19 protein-coding genes and 1 pseudogene are annotated in these 17,635 nt (G+C 74.3%); 11 read left to right on the top strand and 9 right to left on the bottom strand.

All coding sequences use genetic code 11. From position 1 onward, the window contains the following. Nucleotides 1-159: 159 nt before the first annotated feature. Both OG689_RS11500 and OG689_RS11505 read left to right on the top strand, forming a co-directional pair. Nucleotides 160-864, top strand: coding sequence for a DUF6333 family protein (locus OG689_RS11500; RefSeq protein WP_266319884.1), 705 nt, complete (start codon nucleotides 160-162; stop codon nucleotides 862-864). A gap of 276 nt (nucleotides 865-1,140) precedes the next feature. Next, complete coding sequence (locus tag OG689_RS11505; protein ID WP_266319886.1) at nucleotides 1,141-1,854, top strand: carbonic anhydrase; 714 nt, start codon at nucleotides 1,141-1,143, stop codon at nucleotides 1,852-1,854. Between the two features lie 29 nt (nucleotides 1,855-1,883). On the opposite strand, the gene OG689_RS11510 is transcribed toward OG689_RS11505, so the two are convergent. Then, nucleotides 1,884-2,567: an aminoglycoside phosphotransferase family protein gene (locus tag OG689_RS11510; RefSeq protein WP_266319888.1), complete on the bottom strand. Its 684-nt coding sequence runs from the start codon at nucleotides 2,565-2,567 to the stop codon at nucleotides 1,884-1,886. A gap of 85 nt (nucleotides 2,568-2,652) precedes the next feature. Then, a complete protein-coding gene (locus tag OG689_RS11515; RefSeq protein ID WP_266319890.1) occupies nucleotides 2,653-3,072 on the bottom strand; it encodes a helix-turn-helix domain-containing protein in 420 nt (139 codons plus the stop codon). 156 nt (nucleotides 3,073-3,228) lie between these two features. On the opposite strand from OG689_RS11515, the gene OG689_RS11520 reads away from it, so the two are divergent. Beyond that, nucleotides 3,229-3,867 (top strand): NAD(P)-binding domain-containing protein, encoded by a 639-nt coding sequence (locus tag OG689_RS11520; RefSeq protein WP_266319892.1) that lies wholly within the window; start codon nucleotides 3,229-3,231, stop codon nucleotides 3,865-3,867. A gap of 101 nt (nucleotides 3,868-3,968) precedes the next feature. On the opposite strand, the gene nadE is transcribed toward OG689_RS11520, so the two are convergent. Continuing rightward, nucleotides 3,969-4,811, bottom strand: coding sequence for an ammonia-dependent NAD(+) synthetase (gene nadE / locus OG689_RS11525; RefSeq protein WP_266319893.1), 843 nt, complete (start codon nucleotides 4,809-4,811; stop codon nucleotides 3,969-3,971). Between the two features lie 85 nt (nucleotides 4,812-4,896). Further along, a pseudogene (locus tag OG689_RS11530) lies at nucleotides 4,897-5,108 on the bottom strand (DUF397 domain-containing protein). A gap of 119 nt (nucleotides 5,109-5,227) precedes the next feature. Between OG689_RS11530 and OG689_RS11535 the strand changes: the two are divergent. From OG689_RS11535 to OG689_RS11555, 5 genes are all read left to right on the top strand, one after another. Beyond that, complete coding sequence (locus OG689_RS11535) at nucleotides 5,228-5,668, top strand: ATP-binding protein (RefSeq protein ID WP_266319895.1); 441 nt, start codon at nucleotides 5,228-5,230, stop codon at nucleotides 5,666-5,668. Further along, nucleotides 5,665-5,982 carry a hypothetical protein gene (locus tag OG689_RS11540; RefSeq protein WP_266319896.1) on the top strand — a complete coding sequence of 106 codons (318 nt, stop codon included), beginning with the start codon at nucleotides 5,665-5,667 and terminating at the stop codon, nucleotides 5,980-5,982. The genes OG689_RS11535 and OG689_RS11540 overlap by 4 nt, the downstream gene beginning before the upstream one ends. Nucleotides 5,983-6,051: 69 nt before the next feature. Continuing rightward, nucleotides 6,052-6,837, top strand: coding sequence for a DeoR/GlpR family DNA-binding transcription regulator (locus OG689_RS11545; protein WP_266319897.1), 786 nt, complete (start codon nucleotides 6,052-6,054; stop codon nucleotides 6,835-6,837). Nucleotides 6,838-6,889: 52 nt separating this feature from the next. After that, complete coding sequence (locus OG689_RS11550; protein WP_266319898.1) at nucleotides 6,890-7,267, top strand: DUF4406 domain-containing protein; 378 nt, start codon at nucleotides 6,890-6,892, stop codon at nucleotides 7,265-7,267. After that, nucleotides 7,264-7,935, top strand: a complete 672-nt coding sequence (locus OG689_RS11555; RefSeq protein ID WP_266319900.1) for an NUDIX domain-containing protein — start codon at nucleotides 7,264-7,266, stop codon at nucleotides 7,933-7,935. Before OG689_RS11550 ends, OG689_RS11555 begins: the two co-directional genes overlap by 4 nt. A gap of 44 nt (nucleotides 7,936-7,979) precedes the next feature. Here OG689_RS11555 and xylA read toward each other — a convergent pair whose 3' ends face one another. Then, nucleotides 7,980-9,185 (bottom strand): xylose isomerase, encoded by a 1,206-nt coding sequence (gene xylA, locus OG689_RS11560; RefSeq protein WP_266319902.1) that lies wholly within the window; start codon nucleotides 9,183-9,185, stop codon nucleotides 7,980-7,982. 302 nt (nucleotides 9,186-9,487) lie between these two features. Between xylA and xylB the strand changes: the two genes are divergently transcribed. Continuing rightward, nucleotides 9,488-10,924, top strand: coding sequence for a xylulokinase (xylB, locus tag OG689_RS11565; RefSeq protein WP_266319904.1), 1,437 nt, complete (start codon nucleotides 9,488-9,490; stop codon nucleotides 10,922-10,924). A 122-nt stretch (nucleotides 10,925-11,046) separates the two neighbouring features. On the opposite strand, the gene OG689_RS11570 is transcribed toward xylB, so the two are convergent. Then, the gene (locus tag OG689_RS11570) at nucleotides 11,047-12,129 is read right to left on the bottom strand and encodes a YhjD/YihY/BrkB family envelope integrity protein (RefSeq protein WP_266319906.1); all 1,083 of its coding nucleotides are present in this window, start codon (nucleotides 12,127-12,129) and stop codon (nucleotides 11,047-11,049) included. Between the two features lie 478 nt (nucleotides 12,130-12,607). Between OG689_RS11570 and OG689_RS11575 the strand changes: the two genes are divergently transcribed. Then, nucleotides 12,608-12,979: a hypothetical protein gene (locus tag OG689_RS11575; RefSeq protein WP_266319908.1), complete on the top strand. Its 372-nt coding sequence runs from the start codon at nucleotides 12,608-12,610 to the stop codon at nucleotides 12,977-12,979. A 192-nt stretch (nucleotides 12,980-13,171) separates the two neighbouring features. Here OG689_RS11575 and OG689_RS11580 read toward each other — a convergent pair whose 3' ends face one another. The 3 genes from OG689_RS11580 to OG689_RS11590 form a co-directional block, all read right to left on the bottom strand. Beyond that, entirely contained in the window at nucleotides 13,172-14,362 is a 1,191-nt protein-coding gene (locus tag OG689_RS11580; protein ID WP_266319909.1) for an FAD-dependent oxidoreductase, read from the bottom strand. A gap of 85 nt (nucleotides 14,363-14,447) precedes the next feature. Then, nucleotides 14,448-15,398 carry an RNA polymerase sigma factor SigJ gene (gene sigJ, locus OG689_RS11585; protein WP_266319911.1) on the bottom strand — a complete coding sequence of 317 codons (951 nt, stop codon included), beginning with the start codon at nucleotides 15,396-15,398 and terminating at the stop codon, nucleotides 14,448-14,450. 214 nt (nucleotides 15,399-15,612) lie between these two features. Continuing rightward, a complete protein-coding gene (locus OG689_RS11590; RefSeq protein ID WP_266319913.1) occupies nucleotides 15,613-16,050 on the bottom strand; it encodes an ASCH domain-containing protein in 438 nt (145 codons plus the stop codon). A gap of 210 nt (nucleotides 16,051-16,260) precedes the next feature. Here OG689_RS11590 and OG689_RS11595 point away from each other — a divergent pair, with 210 nt between their 5' ends. Further along, on the top strand, nucleotides 16,261-17,625 hold the full coding sequence (locus OG689_RS11595; RefSeq protein ID WP_266319915.1) for an NAD(P)-binding domain-containing protein: 1,365 nt from the start codon (nucleotides 16,261-16,263) through the stop codon (nucleotides 17,623-17,625). The last annotated feature ends 10 nt before the right edge of the window (nucleotides 17,626-17,635 follow it).

Below are 17,635 nucleotides of genomic sequence, written 5' to 3' on the forward strand. Positions count from 1 at the left end.
CGGCCGGGAGCGGAGCACCCGCTCCCGGCCGGAGGCCATGGCCCGTACCCACCGGCCGCCGGACCATCCTCCGGAGATGCAACTCCCGCTCGGACCGCGGTCCTTCACCGTGGGATCGCGTCCCCTTGCCTGACGGTGGCCTGTCCTAGGCTCCCTGCCATGAGCCCGAACCAGCAGGTCGCCTGGCGCCAGTCCGTCATCCAGATCACCCGCGTCCACCCGCCCTGCCCCGCCCCCTTCGACCACCACGCCGCCCGCCGGGCGCCGGCCCACGACCCGGTCCGCGCCCGCGCGGTCGTCGCCGCACTCCCCACCGTGGCCACGGTCGCCGAAGAGCTCGACCCCGTGCGCCGCCGGGACTTGGGCCACCCGAATCACCTCGAGGACCTCGACCTGGTCACCGTCGGATGCTGGGGCGGCATCGTCCAGATCAGCGACCCGGCCTTCGGTGAGGACGGCATCCTCTCCACCAACCTCGACAACGCCTTCCAGGCCCAGGTCAAGGCGCATCCCGAGGCCCGCATCACCGCCGTCTGCGAGATGTACTCGGCCGAGACCTACGGCAAGTACCTCGCCCACGTCCCCGGACAGCCCGACCTCGCCGTCGACGGCTGGGACGAGCAGTTCGTGACCGGTGACCCCGCGCGGCTCCTGCGAGCCGTCGGCGCCAACTCCGGCGCCCCCGGGGCCGAGTGCCTCGACCCCGACCAGGAGGAGCCCTACCTCGGCCTCGAGTACCTGAACCTGATCACCTGCAACCTGCATTCCGTCTGGGCGAACGAGCGACTGATGGTGTCCGTCTTCAGGGTCACCCGTACCGAGGACGTCCGGTACGACATCGCCGAGGCTTGGCTCCGGGACTGACGCGGCGGCGAGCAGGCCCGCCGGGTGGCCGACGGACTCGGGGGCGGGGCCTCGCGGGCGAGGTCGCCGATCTTGATAGCAGGCGGGGGCGCGGCCCGTACGTCCGATCGGCTCGACGCTTCGAACAGTCTTCGAGTCAGTCGGGGAGGGCCCGCGCCGTTGGTTCCTCCAAGGTGCAACTCCCCTGGTAAATACGCAGGTCAAGCGCCCCTCTCGCGCCGTTAAAGTGACCCGGCATCACTCATACGGAGTAGTTTCAACGGGCGGGAGACCATGATGACGAACCGGCGCAGCGTGCTCAGGGCAGGGGCCCTGGCGGTCGCGGCCCTGGCCGCCCAGCTGGGCAACGGGACGGCGTCCGCAGCCGCACCGGCGAGCGGCGGCGCGGCCGGGGTGCAGGGGCCCGGCGACGCGCTGGCCCGGCTGAAGGCGGGAAACGCCAACTGGGTCGCCGACCGCTCGGCGCACCCGGACGCCACGTCCGCCCGCCGCCGCGACCTCGCCACCCACCAGGAGCCGTTCGCGGTCGTCTTCTCCTGCATCGACTCCCGGGTGCCGCCGGAGCTGGTCTTCGACCAGGGCCTCGGCGACCTGATGGTGATCCGGACCGCCGCGCACACCCGTGACGGCCTGGTCACCGGCAGCCTGGAGTACGGTCCGGCCGAACTCGGCGCCCCGCTGCTGGTCGTCCTCGGCCACCAGCGCTGCGGGGCGGTCACGGCCGCGGTGAACTCCTACCGCGAGGGCGAGCGGCTGCCCGGCCACCTCGCCGACATAGCCAGTGACCTGCGTGCCCCGTACGAGGAGGCCCGCCGCAAGGGCGCCCCGGCCGACCAGCTGGTCGAGGCGACGATCCGGGCACAGACCCGGCAGACCGTGGCCGGGCTGCGGTCGGACCGGCTGCTGCGGCCGCTGGTCGCCGCCGGAAAGCTGCGGGTGGTCGGCGCGTACTACTCGCTGGACACCGGCGAGGTCACCTTCTCGGACTGACGGCCGGACGGGGCCCGGGTCGCGGACGGTCAGGAGTTCACCGGCGCGTCCAGCCGGGCGTGCGGCCAAGCGGCCTCGCGGGGAGTCAGGTCGGGGTCGGCCAGCTTGGCCGCGATCGGCTCCTGGAGCCTGGGGCCGGGGTCGGTGCCGGAGCCCCGCCGGGCGGCCCGCAGCAGCAGTCCCCGTCCGAACCGGGCCGCCGGGCCGGGTACTTCCGCGCTGCCCACGGTCACCAGGGTCATCGCCAGGTCGGCGGCCGGGTCGCCGGCGGCGGCGTTCCGCCAGTCGATCACCACCGGACCGGCGGCCGTCGTGATCACGTTGCTCGGGTGCAGGTCCAGGTGCGGCACCCGGCCCTGGCCGGCGCCGGCTCCGGCGGCGGGAAAGCGCGCGGGCAGCCAGGACGGCGCCGGGATCGCGTGCAGCCGGTCGTGCAGCCGGTCGTGCAGGCCGCCCGGCATCCGGCCGAACGCGCCCACCCGCCAAGGGGTCCGGCCCAGTGCCTCGGTCATCGTCGGCCGGGTCAGCCGCTCCAGGACGAGATCGGTGTCGGTCACCTCGTGGACCTGCGGCACGGGGTACCCGCAGGCGGCGAGGTGCGTCATCAGCCGCGCCTCCAACCGGGTCGGGGCCCCGTCCCGGTAGCGCCGCAACACCCTTGCCCCGTCCAGCGCGTACACGTCCGCGTCCCGGCCCCGCGCGATCAGCTCCATGCGATCTGCTCCGTGGGAGCAGTCTGCCCGGGCGGCCCGCCGTGCGCCGGGATTCGGCACGGTCCGCTGCCGAGGCCCGGGGGGTTCAGCCCTGTCGGGCGTCGTAGGCCTCGCGTGCGCGGTCGACCTGCCCGATGTTCTGCTCCGCCCACCGGGTCACGGCGTTCAGGACGGGCAGCAGGCTCAGCCCGAGGGGGGTGAGTTCGTAGTCCACGCGTACCGGCACGGCCGGGGTGACGGTGCGCGAGAGGAGTCCGTCGCGTTCGAGGCGGCGCAGCGTCTGGGTGAGCATCTTCTGGCTCGCGCCGGGGATCGAGCGGGCCAGCTCCCCGTAGCGTTGCGGGCCCCCGGCCAGCTCCTTGAGGACGAGTCCGACCCACTTGTCGCCCATCCGATCGAGTACCCGGTTGGTGGGGCAGGCGGCGCAGTCGGCCTGGTAGGCGTCCCGGGACTCGGCGTGGGGAGCGGCGGCGGCAGGGGGAGGCACGGCGGTACGGGCGGTCATGGCATCCCTTCGGGTACGCAGGCCACTTTGAAGTGCCTACTCCCCCGCAACCGTAGCGCCGCCTAACGTCGTCGAGGACGAACCGATCCCGGTGCGACAGGCCCGGCGCAACAGGCCCGGTGCGACCGGCCCGTACGACCAAGGAGAGAACACGCCATGACGACGATCGCCGTCCTCGGATCCGGCACCGTGGCCCGGACCCTCGCCGGCAGATTGCGGGGCGGCGGCCACGAGGTCGTCGTCGGGTCCCGCGACCCGCGACGGGCCGCCGAGCAGTGGGCCGGCTCCGGGGTACGCCTGACCGGCCTGGCGGAGGCGGCGGAGTCGGCCGGCCTGGTGGTCAACGCCCTGCCGGGGCCGGTCTCGGTGGAGGTGCTCGGCGGGCTGGCCGCCCCACTGGCGGGCAAGGTCCTGGTCGACGTCGCCAACGCCACCGAGTCCGACGCCCACGGCTTCGCGTCCGGGCTGTGCTACCCGGGCGGCAGCCTCGCCGAGGAGATCCAGCGGGCGCTGCCCGACGTCCGGGTGGTGAAGACCCTCAACACCGTGCACGAGTCGGTCATGGCCGATCCCACCAGGCTGGCCGCGCCGCCCACCGCGTTCCTGTCCGGCGCCGACGCCGAGGCGAAGAAGGCCGTCCGCGGGCTGCTCCGCGAGCTGGGCTGGCCGGCTGACTGGATCATCGACCTCGGGGGCGTGGAGAGCGCCCGGGCGCCCGAGGCCTTCATCCTGATGGTCGGCGGCCTCGTCCGTGCGCTCGGGCCGGTGCCGTTCGGCCTGTCCGTGGCCCGGTGATACACCGACGGGCCACCGCGTGACGTGACCCGTCCCGGATCCGCCTGCCGATCAACGGCTTCGGCTTCGGCTTCGGCGGATCCGGGGCGGTCGACGTACGGTCAGGCCTGCCACCAGTCGTCGAGCGGCGTGACCGGGACGGCCCGCTTGTGCCGGGTCGCGAAGTAGATGGACTCCAGCTTCGCCGCCACCTCGGGAGCGACCTCGGCGCCCTCCAGGTAGTCGTCGATCTGGCTGTACTTCAGGCCGAGCGCCACCTCGTCCGGCAGCGCGGGCCGGTCGTCCTCCAGGTCGGCGGTCGGCACCTTCTCCCAGACGCTCGGCGGGGCACCGAGCTCGGCCAGCAGGGCGGCGCCCTGCCGCTTGGTCAGGCCGGTCAGCGGGGTGATGTCGACACCGCCGTCGCCGTACTTGGTGAAGAAGCCGGTCACCGCCTCGGCCGCGTGGTCGGTGCCCACGACGAGCATCCCCAGCTGACCGGCGATCGCGTACTGGATCACCATGCGCTCGCGGGCCTTGATGTTGCCCCGCACGAAGTCCCGCAGCACGGGCTCGCCGCCCAGCAGCTCCTGCAGGCCGAGGGCGGCCTCGGCGGAGACCGCGTCCGCGCTGGGCCTGACGTTCACCGCGACCGAGCGGTCGGGCCGGATGAACTCCAGCGCGATCTGCGCGTCGTGCTCGTCGGCCTGGACCCCGTAGGGCAGCCGGACCGCGACGAAGGTGGCCTCGACCCCCTCGGCCCGCAACTCCTCGGCCGCGAGCTGGCACAGCTTGCCGGTCAGCGAACTGTCCTGGCCGCCGCTGATCCCGAGGACGAATCCCTTGGTCGAGGTCGCCCGCAGGTACGCCTTGAGGAAGTCGACCCGTTGCCGGATCTCGACCTTGGGCACGATGGTCGGCTTCACGCCGAGCTCGGTGAGGATCTGCTCCCGTTGGATCGCCATCCGGCCACTGTACCGGCCCCGATCCGGCCGGGAGGAGGACGGTCCAGGGCCGCTGGCCGATCACAGCGCGGGACGCACGCCCAGGTCAGCCGCCCGGACGGAACGCCCCCGCCTTGACCCCGGCGACGAACGCCGACCACGCAGCGGCCCGGAAGACGAGCCCCGGGCCTTCGGGGTCCTTGGAGTCGCGGACCGGCATGACGCCGGGACGCCGTCGGCGACCTCGACGCACTCACCGCCCTGCGCGCTGAAGCTGCTCCTGCGCCACGCGACGCCGCCAAAGTCGGGTGCGGACATGTCTCTCCCTTCCCGGCCAGTGCTACAGCTGTTGCCGTACCCGGGCGAACAGACCCCAACACCCGCTCTACCGCAAAGGAGCTGTCCAGCATCGAGCCACGTCCGGACGGGACATCGTCATGCCCGGAATCCTGGAGAAGCCGCCTGCCTCGGCCGACGAGTACGCCTGCTGGTTGCCGCGACACCGGAGATCGGGGAGCGCCGCGCGCCGGCTCCTCCGCGAGTTCCTGGCGGGGCGGCCCGGCGGCGAACGGTACGTCCTGGCCGCCGCGTCGGTGCTGACCGAGCTGGTCAACAACGCCGTGCAGCACGCTCGTACACCGCACGGACGCCTGGTCATGATCCGGTTCGAGCTGCGACCCGGGCAGCTTCGGGTGGAGGTGCACGACGCCGGCGACGCCGTACCGACGCCCCGGACGGCCGGGGCCGAGGACGAGGGCGGTCGGGGCCTGCGGCTGATCGAGCAGCTGTCCACCGGCTGGGGTTGCCACCCGCGTGCGGGCGGGGTCGGCAAGGTCGTCCGGGCCACCGTCGGACCGGCGGGCGGTGACGCCCGGTGAGCGCAGGCGGTGGGCCGGGCGCGGACGCCGTCACGGGCCCCGGGCCGGTGACGGTCGAGATCGAGGACATCTGCGGCCCCGCGACCTTCGACCGCCTGCCGGAGGCGCTCGCCGCCACCCGGGAAGCTCTGCGGCTGCTCCCGCTCGGCGCCGTGCAGGCCGACGCGTTCCGGTACTTCCTCGCCCACCCGGAGGTGGACCGGCTGGTCAGGGAGTCGATCCGGCGCGAGGGCCGGCTGAGCCTCGCGTTCCGACCGGGCGGCCGGGTGCACTGTGTCCGGATCGGCCCCGCCGGGACTCCCCCACCGCCCTGACACCCAGCCCCACCCATCTCATCGCACAGGCTGACGTTCATTCGAACATTCCTGTGTTAGACATGACGTATGACCGTAGCCAACAGGCTGGACCTGACCCTGCGCCTGGTGCAGAACTCCGAACGGGTGTCCGTCTCGGAGCTCTCGCAGCGCCTCGGGGTCTCCGAGATGACCGTCCGCCGGGACTTGGACGCGCTGGAAGGACAGGGGCTGGTCCAGCGGGTGCACGGTGGCGCCGTCGCCACCTGGTCGCGGGAGGAAGGCGCCGGCTTCGTCGCCCGTGAGCCGTGGCAGGCCGCGACCAAGGACCGGCTGGGGGCCGCCGTGGCCGCGATGATCGAACCGGGCTCCCGGGTGCTGCTGGACGCGGGCAGCACGACGGTGCACGTCGCGCGGTACCTCGTCGACCGGGCACCGCTGACCGTGGCCGTGCTCAGCCTGCAGGCCGCCATGGGCCTGGCGGACCGGCCGGGGATCGAGCTGCTGGTGGTCGGCGGCCGGTCCCGGCCCGGCGAGCGGTCCTTGGTCGGCCCGCTGGCGCTGCGCACCCTGGAGTCGCTGGCCTTCGACTGCTACGTGCTGTCCATCGGCGGCGTGCACGCCGAGTACGGGTGGTCGGAGTTCTCGCTGGACGACGCGGCGGTCAAGCAGGCGGCCCTCGCCCAGGCCACCCGGACGATCGCGGTGGCCGACGCCACCAAGCTCGGGGTCCGGGCGTTCAGCCAGGTCGCCGGGCTGGACGCGGTGGACACCTTCGTCACCGACACCGCCGCCCAGGACCCCGGCACTCACCCGAACGGCCCGCAGACCCTGGCGGCGCTGCGCGAGGCCGGCGTCCACACCGTCCTGGCCTGATCCCGCAGGGCATCCACCACCCGCCCCGCCCCGCCCCCGAGGAGAACCCGGCATGACCACCGCACCACACCCGCTGATGATCCTGGTCGCCGGCCCGTACCGCTCAGGTACCGGCGACGACCCCGCGAAGCTCGACGCCAACGTCCGGGCGATGAACGAGACCGCCCTCGCGCTCTTCCGGGCCGGGCACCTGCCGGTCACCGGCGAGGCCCTCGCGCTGCCCCTGCTGGAGACGGCCGGCAGCGCCGGCCCCGGCGACCCGCTGTTCGAGGAGATCTTCCACCCGGTGGCCGAGCGGCTGCTCGCCCGCTGCGACGCCGTCCTGCGGATCGGCGGACCCTCCGAGGGGGCGGACCGGATGGTCGCCCAGGCCCGCGCGCAGGGCTCGGACGTCTACACCGCCGTCCACCAGCTCCCGGCCGCCGGATGACGGCCGGCATCGACACCCCCGACCGGCGCGGCCGCACCGGCCTGGACCGGCACGGCCGGGACCTGACCGGCAACCCGGACGTGCGGATCGAGCAGGTCGAGGTGCTCTCCTGCGACTGGTACGTGCTGCGGAAGACCACCTTCGAGTACCGGCACCGCGACGGCCACTGGAGCCGGGAGCAGCGCGAGACGTACGACCGGGGCGACGGCGCGACCATCCTGCTGTACGACGCCGGGCGGCGGACCGTCCTGCTGACGAGCCAGTTCCGCCTCCCCGCGTACGTGAACGGGCACCCGGACGGGATGCTGGTCGAGACGGCCGCCGGGCTGCTGGACGGGGACAGCCCCGAGGAGGCCGTCCGGCGGGAGGCCGCCGAGGAGACCGGGCACACGGTGGGCACGCCCGAGCGCGCCTTCGCGGCCTGGATGAGCCCCGGCTCGGTCACCGAGCGGCTGCACTTCTTCGCCGCCCCCTACGGCCGGGCGACCGCCACCGACGCGGGCGGTGGGATCGCCGCCGAGGGCGAGGACATCACCGTGCTGGAACTGCCCTTCGAGGAGGCCCTGGCGATGATCCGGAGCGGCACGATCGCCGACGCCAAGACCATCATGCTGCTGCAGTGGGCCGCCCTGGACGGGCCGTTCCGCCGCCGCCCGGCCGAGGTCTGAGGCCTCCGCCGGGCGGTCGGGTGGTCAGGTCGCCCCGCGACGGCTCAGCGCGCGCCCAGCAGGTGCTCCATGGCGAGCTGGTCGAGCTGCTCGAAGGCCATCCCGCGCACGGCGGCGGCCTCCACGTCGAACTCCTCGAAGGCGGTGCGGTCGGCCAGCAGGCCGGCCAGGCCCTCGTCCTCGGCCACCGTGGGCAGCGCGAGCTCGTCCAGCCGGGAGGCCCGCAGGGCCTGCTGCACCTCGGGGTCGGCGCGGAAGGCGGCGGCGCGCTCCTTGAGCATCAGGTAGTTGGCCATGCAGCCGGCCGCCGAGGCCCAGACGCCGTCGAAGTCCTCGGTGCGCGGCGGCTTGAAGTCGAAGTGGCGGGGGCCGGTGTAGCCCGCCGATTCGAGCAGGTCGACCAGCCAGAAGGCCTGCCGCAGGTCGCCCGCGCCGAAGCGGAGGTCCTGGTCGTACTTGATGCCGGACTGCCCGTTCAGGTCGATGTGGAAGAGCTTGCCGGACCACAGCGCCTGGGCGATGCCGTGGGTGAAGTTGAGCCCGGCCATCTGCTCGTGCCCGACCTCGGGGTTCACGCCGACCAGCTCCGGGTGCTCCAGCCGGTCGATCAACGCCAGGGCGTGGCCGATGGTGGGCAGCAGGATGTCGCCGCGCGGCTCGTTGGGCTTGGGCTCGATCGCGAACCGCAGGTCGTAGCCCTGCTCCAGGACGTAGTCACCGAGCAGGTCGAAGGCCTCCTTCATCCGGTCCAGCGCCACCCGGACGTCCTTGGCCGCGCCGGACTCGGAGCCCTCGCGACCGCCCCAGGCGACGTAGACCTCGGCGCCCAGTTCGGCGGCGAGGTCGATGTTGCGGATGGTCTTGCGCAGCGCGTAGCGGCGGACGTCGCGGTCGTTGGCGGTGAAGGCGCCGTCCTTGAAGACCGGGTGGGTGAACAGGTTGGTGGTCGCCATCGGGACCTTGAGGCCGGCCGTGTCCAGGGCTTGGCGGAACCGCTTGACGTGGGCCTCGCGCTCGACATCGGTGGAGCCGAAGGGGATCAGGTCGTCGTCGTGGAAGGTCACGCCGTAGGCGCCGAGCTGGGCCAGCCGCTCGACCGAGGTGACCGGGTCGAGGGCCGGCCGGGTGGCGTCGCCGAAGGGGTCGCGGCCCTGCCAGCCGACCGTCCAGAGGCCGAAGGTGAAGCGGTCCTCGGGGGTGGGGGTGAGGTTGCCGGCGGGGGTGGTGGGGGCGGTGCGGTCGGTGCTCATCGTCGGGCTCCTGGCGGCTCGGTCGGGCGGGGCGGTACGGGGGACGGCACGGGGCGGTACGGCGTCGGAGGGGACGGCCCGGTGATCCGGCGTCCGGGTGGAACGTCGGAAGAATCGGGTCGGGCCATCACCCCCACCCTATTTGCAAATGCGAAAAACAAACTAGTATGCGGAGGCGGTGTCGCGAAAGCCCCCGCGCCGCCGGACCTCCTCCCGGCCGCCACCGCACCCCGCCCATCCGGGCAGCAGCCCCACCCGGCGCAGCAGCCCACCCGACGCAGCATGGGAAGGACCCAACAGCCATGGCACCAACCGCCCGCGTGGTGATCGGCGTGGACAGCTCGACCCAGGCCACCAAGGCCCTCGCCGTGGACATCGAGACCGGCGCCGTCCTCGGCGAGGGCCGAGCCCCGCACACCGTCACCGGAACGGGCGGTGCCCGCGAGAGCGACCCCGAACAGTGGTGGCAGGCCCTCTGCGCCGCCCTCGCCGACACCGGCCACGTCCGCGCCGCGGCAGCCGTCTCGGTGGCCGGGCAGCAACACGGCCTGGTCACCCTGGACGCGGCCGGCCGGCCCGTCCGCCCGGCGATGCTCTGGAACGACGTCCGCTCCGCGCCCGAGGCCCGCGCGCTGGTGGCGCGCCTCGGCCCCGAGGAGTGGGCCCGCCGGACCGGCAGCGTCCCGACCGCCGCCTTCACCGTCGCCAAATGGGCCTGGCTCGCCGCCCACGAACCCGACGCGGCCCGCGCCACCGCCGCCGTCCGGCTCCCGCACGACTACCTCACCGAACGCCTCACCGGCGAGGCCGTCACCGACCGCGGCGACGCCTCCGGCACCGGCTGGTGGACCGCCGACGGCTACGACCAGGAGATCCTCGCCGCCGTCGGCCTCGACCCCGCCCTGCTGCCCACCGTCCTGACCCCCGGCCGACCGGCCGGCACCGCCACCGCCGACGGCCCCCTCGCCCCCGGCACCCGGATCGCGATCGGCACCGGCGACAACATGGCCGCCGCCCTCGGCCTCGGCCTCGGCGCCGGCCCCACCGCCGGCCGCCCCGTGCTGAGCCTCGGCACCTCCGGGACGGTCTACGCCGCCACCCGCGGCCGCCCCAGCGACCCGACCGGCACCGTGGCGGGCTTCGCACACGCCACCGACGGCTGGCTCCCGCTCGCCTGCACCCTCAACTGCACCCAGGCCGTGGACCGGATCGCCGCCCTGCTCGGCCGCGACCGCGGCGCGGTCGAGCCCGGCGGCAGCGTCGTCGTGCTGCCCTTCCTGGACGGCGAACGCACCCCCAACCTGCCCGAGGCCACCGGCCTGCTGCACGGACTGCGGCACGACACCACCGCTGGCCAGATCCTGCAGGCCGCCTACGACGGCGCCGCCCACACCCTGCTCACCGCCCTCGACGACGTCCTGCGGGCCGGCGGCGAGCCCGCCGACCCCGACGCGCCGATCCTGCTGATCGGCGGCGGCGCCCAGGGCCGGGCCTGGCGCGACACCGTACGCCGGCTCTCCGGCCGAGCCGTCCAGGTGCCTGCCGGACGCGAACTGGTCGCCCTCGGCGCGGCCGCCCAGGCCGCCGCCCTGCTCACCGGAGAACGCCCCGAGGAGGTGGCCCGCCGCTGGCGGACCGCCGACGGCCCGCTGTACGAGCCGGTCGAGCGCGACGAGGCCGCCGTGGCCCGACTGGCCGACACCCTGACCCGGGCCGAACCGCTGCTGCGGGAGAAGTGACGGCGGCGGGCCGGGCGTGGCGGCCGTCGCTGCCACGCCCGGTCCGACGGCGATCGGCCCCGACCGGCCGCGATCGGGCATGAACGGGCTCGACCGGACGCGGGCGCCGGCGGTGCGCCGGTTCAGGGCCCGCAGTCCCCGCCCTGCGGGGCCGGGGGCGCGTACGGCACGGCGGCCGCCCGGGAGGGGAGCGGGGGCGGAGGCACCGGCGGAGGCGGTGGCGGAGGCGGTGGCGGCGGGTCGGCGTCCGAGCCGGGTGGCAGTCCACCGGAGCCGGCGGCGGTCGGCGCGGCCGGCCCGGCGGACCCGGTCGGTGCGGCCGGCCCGGCGGGCGCCGTGGGCGGACGGCCGAACGGGGTCGGCTGCACGGTGGCGGGCGGGGTCCCGAGCATGCCGGCCAGGAAGTGCTCCTGGGCCAGCACCGCGCCCACCGTGATCCCTCCCGTCACGGCGGCGCACAGCGCGATCAGCCAGGACAGCAGCGTGAAGACCGGCCCGAGTGCCCCGTACTCGGACAGGCTGCGGTTGAGCGCGCCCGGGATGTACAGCCGGGCCGTCACCGACAGCAGGCTCATCGCCACCCCGGTGAGCAGCGCCCCCGGGAGCAGCGGCAGCCACCGCACCCGCCCGCTCAGCAGCAGGTGCTGCGTCCACCACCACACCAGGACGCTCGCCACCAGCCCCAGCGGGATCCCGAGGATCTGCCCCGCCCCGAAGCCCTCCCGCATCGGCCCCTGGAGGACGAGGATCACCAGCCAGGACGCCACCCAGACCAGCCAGCGCCAGGCCACGATCCGGGCCCCGGCCTTGTTCAGCTGCCAGGCCCGCTCGCAGACCCGCTGCATGGCGCGGCTGAACGCCGTCGCCGACAGCAGGGCCATCACCAGGCCGATCGCGCCCACGGTCTCCCGCAGCTGGTCGTCGTGGCCCTGGTAGAGCTGGCGCAGCTGCGTCTCGGCGTTGCCGTACAGGCCGAAGGCCGAGCGCAGCGAGCTGAGCACCTGGTCCTCGAAGCCCCTGGGGGCGAGCGAGGCCGTCACGAAGAGCAGCGGCATGGCGGTGAGGAAGCACTGCGCGGCCAGCCGGGTGGCCGCCTCCAGCAGGTTCACCTCCACCAGCCGGCCGGCGATCCGGCTCACCAGGGGCAGGTGCTTCTCGAACCGTCCCCGCAGGCGTTGGGCGGCGGCGGCCAGCTTCCCCGTCACCGGGCGGCCCCGGCCGTCGGCCCGGCCGTTCCCCCGGCCGCCTTTGCCCCTGCCGTTGCCCGCCGGGGCGGCCGGCCGGCCGTGGTGCCGGCGTCCGCGCCGGTCCGGGCGGCCGCCCCGGTGCGGGTGGTCACTCCGATGCCGGCGGCCGTTCCGATCCCGGCTGCCGTCCGCGTTGCCTGCGTCATGCGGTCCGCGCTCCTCGACTCGGCGGCGTGCTCGGCGACCGGAGGGCACCGGACTCCCGGAGCGGGGGCCCGCACGGCACCGAAAGGGACATAAGGGATCATAGGGCCAGACGATCGCCCAGCCGCGGCATGGCCACCCGTGAGCCCCGGCGGTTCCCCTCCCCGGCCGGCGCAGGTCCCGGCCGGCCCCGTCCCGGCTCCGGGCGGGGAAAACCGAGGTTCCGCCCCGCCGGGGAGGCGAGGATGTCCAGGACCGACAACCGGACCGGCACCCTTCGGAGGACCCGACGATGGGATCGAGCTACTTCGTGAGCGCCGACCGGCGCAGCGACGCCACCTGGCACTTCACGGCCGAACAGCTCGCAGCCACCGTCACCCGGGTGTGGCCCGGCAGCACCCTGGCCGGCGACCTCGACGACACCCTCGACATCACCGTGCGGGCCGGCGAACACCGCTGCGAGCTGTCCTACCAGGCCGACCTTCAGGTCCTGGTCCTGCGCGACCAGGACCCGCTGCCCGCCACCCTCGCCGTGGTGCACACCCTGCTCAGCGAGCTGGCCCCCGCCGTCCCCGCCGTCCGGTGGGCCGACTTCGACGCGTCCCCGGAGCCGCTCGACCTCACCGCCGGCCCGGACCGGTTCGTCGAGGACTTCGGCGCCTGAGTGACGCCCCCGCCGCCCCAGGCGCCGGTTCGGACGAGGTGCCGGGGCGGGCGAGGTGCCGGGGCGGGCGAGGCGCCGGGGCGGGCGAGGCGCCGGGGCGGGCGAGGCGCCGGGGCCATCCGCACCGCCTGCTTCGGCCTCCCCCTCGCCGCCGGGTCCGGATGCCCGCCGGATCCGGACCCGGCGACCATGTCACAGGGTGACGAGGCGGGGCTCCACCTCGGCGGCCGCCGCGAGGCGGCGCCGGCGGCTCGGCAGCAGCAGGGTGGGGTGGGCGACGCCCCAGGCCGCGCCCGAGCAGATGAACTCCTTGATCCGGGCGCCGCTGCGACCCGTGAAGACGGTGGACGTGACCTGGTCGTCGTGGGTCACCCGCTGGAGGATTCCGGCGCGGCGTCCGAGGCTGATGCACTGGGCGGAGTAGCCGATCGTGCTCTCGGGAACCTTCCGGCCGGTCAGCCGCGCGGCGAGGGCGTCGGCGGCCTGCCACGCCATCGGGGTCGCCGTGGCGCAGGCCATCCGCAGAGACTGACCACCCGCTCCCTCGGCGAGCGCGGCGTCGCCGACGGCGTACACGTCGGGGTGCGAGACCGAGCGCATGGTGCCGTCGACGACGATCTGACCGGTGCCGGACACCTCCAGGGTGGTGGTGGCCGCGATCGGGTGCACGGTGAAACCCGCGGTCCAGACGGTGACCTGGGCCGGGATCTCCCCGGCCGCGCGGGTGACCACGCTGTCCGCCTCGACCCGCGTGATGTCGGCCCGCTCGTGGACCGTGACGCCGAGCCGGTCGAGGACGACAGCCAGGTGGCGCCGGGCCTTGTCGCTGAGCCAGTCGCCGACGCCGCCACGGGCCGCGATGGCGACCTCGAGGTCCGGGCGGGCCTCGGCGATCTCGGTGGCCGCCTCGATACCGGTCAGGCCGCCGCCCGCGACCAGGACCGTCCCGCCCGGCTCCAACTCGCCCAGCCGCGCCCGCAGCCGCAGCGCGTCCTGCTTCCCGGCGACGGTGTGGGCGTGCTCGGCGACACCGGGGACGCCGTGGTCGGCGACGGTGCTCCCGAGGGCGTACACGAGGGTGTCGTAGCCGAGGGTCTCGGCGCCGTCCTCGGCGGTGAGGGCGACGGTCCTGCGGTCGGCGTCGACCGCGGTGACCCATGCCTGCCGGACCCGCACCCCGGTGCCCGCGTAGAGGTCGCGCAGCGGGCGCCGCGGCAGGTCCTGCCCGGCCGCGAGCTGGTGCAGACGCACCCGCTCGACGAAGTCGGGGTCGCCGTTGACCAGGGTGATCTCGACGTCGTCGCGGTGCAGCCGCCTGGCGAGGCGACCGGCGACGGTGGCTCCGGCGTACCCGGCTCCGAGGACGACGATGCGGTGCTTCATGGCTCGCTCCTGTTCGGTTCGGCTGGACTCACCTCCTGAACCGGACAGCCGCGCGATCCCTGACAGGAAACGACTGTGACGTGGGTCACCAGATCTCCACGAGGGGCCGATGCGGGCCGGCGGCCGCCCACCGGCGCGTGACGCGCTCCAGCTTGTCGGGGTTGACCTGGATGTGGATCGCGCCGACGCCCTCGGGGGTGGGCGCGAGGCAGATGACACCGAGCACCCGCTCGCCGACCGCGATCAGCGCGGCCGGGCCGCCGTTGGCCACGACGGCGTGGAAGGCGACCCGGCCCTCGCCGCCGACCTGGGCCCGCTTGGCCTCACCCGGCCGGAACAGACCGCGCAGGTACCGCGCGATGCCGAGCGCACCGATGACCGGCGTCCGGCGGGCCCGGACCTTGGCACCGCCGTCGGCCACGCTGACCGCGTCATCGGTGAGCAGCCGGATCAACGGCTCGGTGTCGCCGCTGAGGGCCGCCGCCAGGAACTCCTCGACGACCTTCCGCGCGGCGGCCGCGTCGACCTCGGTGCGGGCCCGGTCGGTCGAGAGGTGCTGCTTGGCCCGCCGGTGGATCTGCTGGCAGTTGGCCTCGGTGAGGTCGAGGATCTCCGCGATCTCACGGTGCGCGTACCCGAACGCCTCGCGCAGCACGTACACCGCGCGCTCGTTGGGCGACAGCCGCTCCATCAGGGTGAGCATCGCGATGGAGACCGACTCACGCTGCTCGGCCGTGTCGGCCGGGCCGAGCATCCGGTCCCCGGCCAGGACCGGCTCCGGGAGCCACTGCCCGACATAGGTCTCCCGCCTGGCCCGCGCCGAGGTGAGCTGATTGAGGCAGAGGTTGGTGAGCACCTTGGTCAGCCACGCCTCGGGAGTCCCGATCAGGTCCCGGTCGGCCGCGTGCCACCGCAGAAACGCCTCCTGCACCGCGTCCTCGGCATCACCGGCCGATCCCAGCAACCGGTAGGCGATCGCCTCCAGGCGGCCCCTGGAGCTCTCGAACAGATCGACCTCGTACGTGCGGAGCGACATCACGCCATGATCGGCCAAGCGAGCGGACCGCGTCCACCCGCCCCGGGCCCGGACGGGCACCCGACCGGACGGGACGGGCACATGATCGGCCGGGACGGGACGGGCACATGATCGGCCGGCACGGGGCCGGCCGGTCGACGGATCCGCCGGGTGGATCGGCCCGCCGGCTGCCGGCACGGCGAGTGCCGGCAGCCGGACGGCGTCCCCGTTCGCCTCAGGGCGACGGAGCCGCGGCCTGGTCGACCTCCACCAGCCGGAAGCGCTCGGCCACCACCAGGGTGTCGTCGGCCACCGTGAAGTCGGGGCCCATCTCCTCCCGCATCTCGGCGCTGTGCCAGAAGTCCTCGTGCCCGACGCGCCACTCGGCCACCGAGCGGTAGCCCTCCCCCTCGTCCAGGGCGTGCTGCAGATCGACGTCGGCGAGGCGGACCACCCGTACCTCGGTCACCTCGATCGCGGCGACCCGCCGGCCCTCGGAGTCGATCACCGCCGCGCGCCGGCCCGGCTCGGGCAGCGGCTCGTTCTCCCGTTCGTACCCCAGCACCAGGCCGGAGGTGGAGGTCTTGGCGCCGGACAGAATGGCAGCGACCAGCTGGTCGCGCAGCGGACCGGGGAAGGCGAACTCCACCACGGGCAGGTCTTCGAGGCTCATACCCGGCACGGTACCGAGCCGGCGGCCGGACGGCCCGCGGTTTTCGGCCCGGGGACGGACCGGTCGCTCCCCCGCCGGCCGATCCCCCACCGGTCGACCGACCGACCGGCCGGCCGCCCGCCCGACCGGCGCCCAACACAAGGAGGTCTTTAGCCGGTCCACGAACACTCCTCCATACCAAGGGAGTTCACGAGAGAGCGGCGGGATCGGATGTCCGTACGGGTGTGCGTCGTCGGGGCCGGGGTCTGCGGACTCGCCGCCGCGCAGGTGCTGAGCGAGCGGGGCATCCCGTTCGACGTGTACGAGAAGGGCTCCGACGTCGGGGGCCAGTGGCGGTTCCGCAACGACAGCGGCACCTCGGCCGTCTACGACTCCATCGAGCTGAACAGCTCCCGGGACATGAGCGGGTTCCCCAAGTTCCCGATGCCCAAGGACTATCCGCTGTTCCCCGGGCATCCGCAGATGCTCGACTACCTGGAGCGCTACACCGAGCACTTCGGCCTGCGCCCGCACATCCGCTTCCGGACCTCGGTGACCGCCGTGGCCAAGGACGGTGACGGCTACCTGGTCACGCTGGACGACGGGCAGACCCACCGGTACTCCCACGTGCTGGTCGCCAACGGCTTCCACTGGGACCCGAAGTGGCCCGAGCCCGCCTACCAGGGCGAGTACACCGGCAGCCAGCTGCACAGCAAGGACTACAAGAGCGCCGGGCCGCTGCGCGACCGGCGGGTGCTGGTGGTCGGCTTCGGCAACACCGCCTGCGACATCGCCACCGAACTCTCCACCGTGGCCGGCCGGGTGGTCTCCAGCGCCCGCCGCGGCTTCTGGATCACCCCCAAGTACTTCTTCGGCAAGCCGGCCGACGAGGTCAACCTGCCGTTCGCCAAGTACGTGCCGCCCGCCGTCCAGAGCCTCTCGCTCACCGCCATGCTCTGGCTGATGCAGGGCCGGATCAGCAAGTACGGCCTGGCCGCCCCGGGCCACCTCGCCCTGCGCACCCACCCCGCCACCTGCGAGGGGTACCTGCCGGCGGTCAAGGCCGGGAAGATCGCCGTCCGGCCCGGCATCGAGCGGTTCGACGGCGGCAAGCGGGTGCGGTTCACCGACGGCTCCGTCGAGGAGTTCGACGCGATCGTCTGGTGCACCGGCTTCAAGTTCAGCTTCCCCTTCCTGCCCGCCGCCCTCACCCCGGTGATGACCGGCCCGATGCGGCTCTTCCGCCGGGTCGTCATGCCCGGCCACGACGGACTGTTCTTCCTCGGCTTCGCCAAGACGCTGAGCGCGATCACCCCGGTCGCCGAGGCGCAGGCCGAATGGACCGCCGACCTGATCGAGGGGCGCACCCGGCTGCCCGGCCGGGAGGCGATGGAGGCCGAGATCGCGGCCGACGAGCGCAAGGTCCGGCGGCGGTACTCGGCGACCCCCCGGCTCACCGTCGAACTGGACGTCTACCGCTACCTGCGCCAGCTGCTGCGCGACCGCACCCGGCACCTCGCCACCGGGGCCGCCCCGGCGCCCCGCCCGGACTCCCGCACCACCGAACGCAGTCCGGCCCCGGCCGGGTCCCGCTGAGCAGCAGAAG

The organism is Kitasatospora sp. NBC_00240 (genome assembly GCF_026342405.1).
Lineage (GTDB): Bacteria > Actinomycetota > Actinomycetes > Streptomycetales > Streptomycetaceae > Kitasatospora.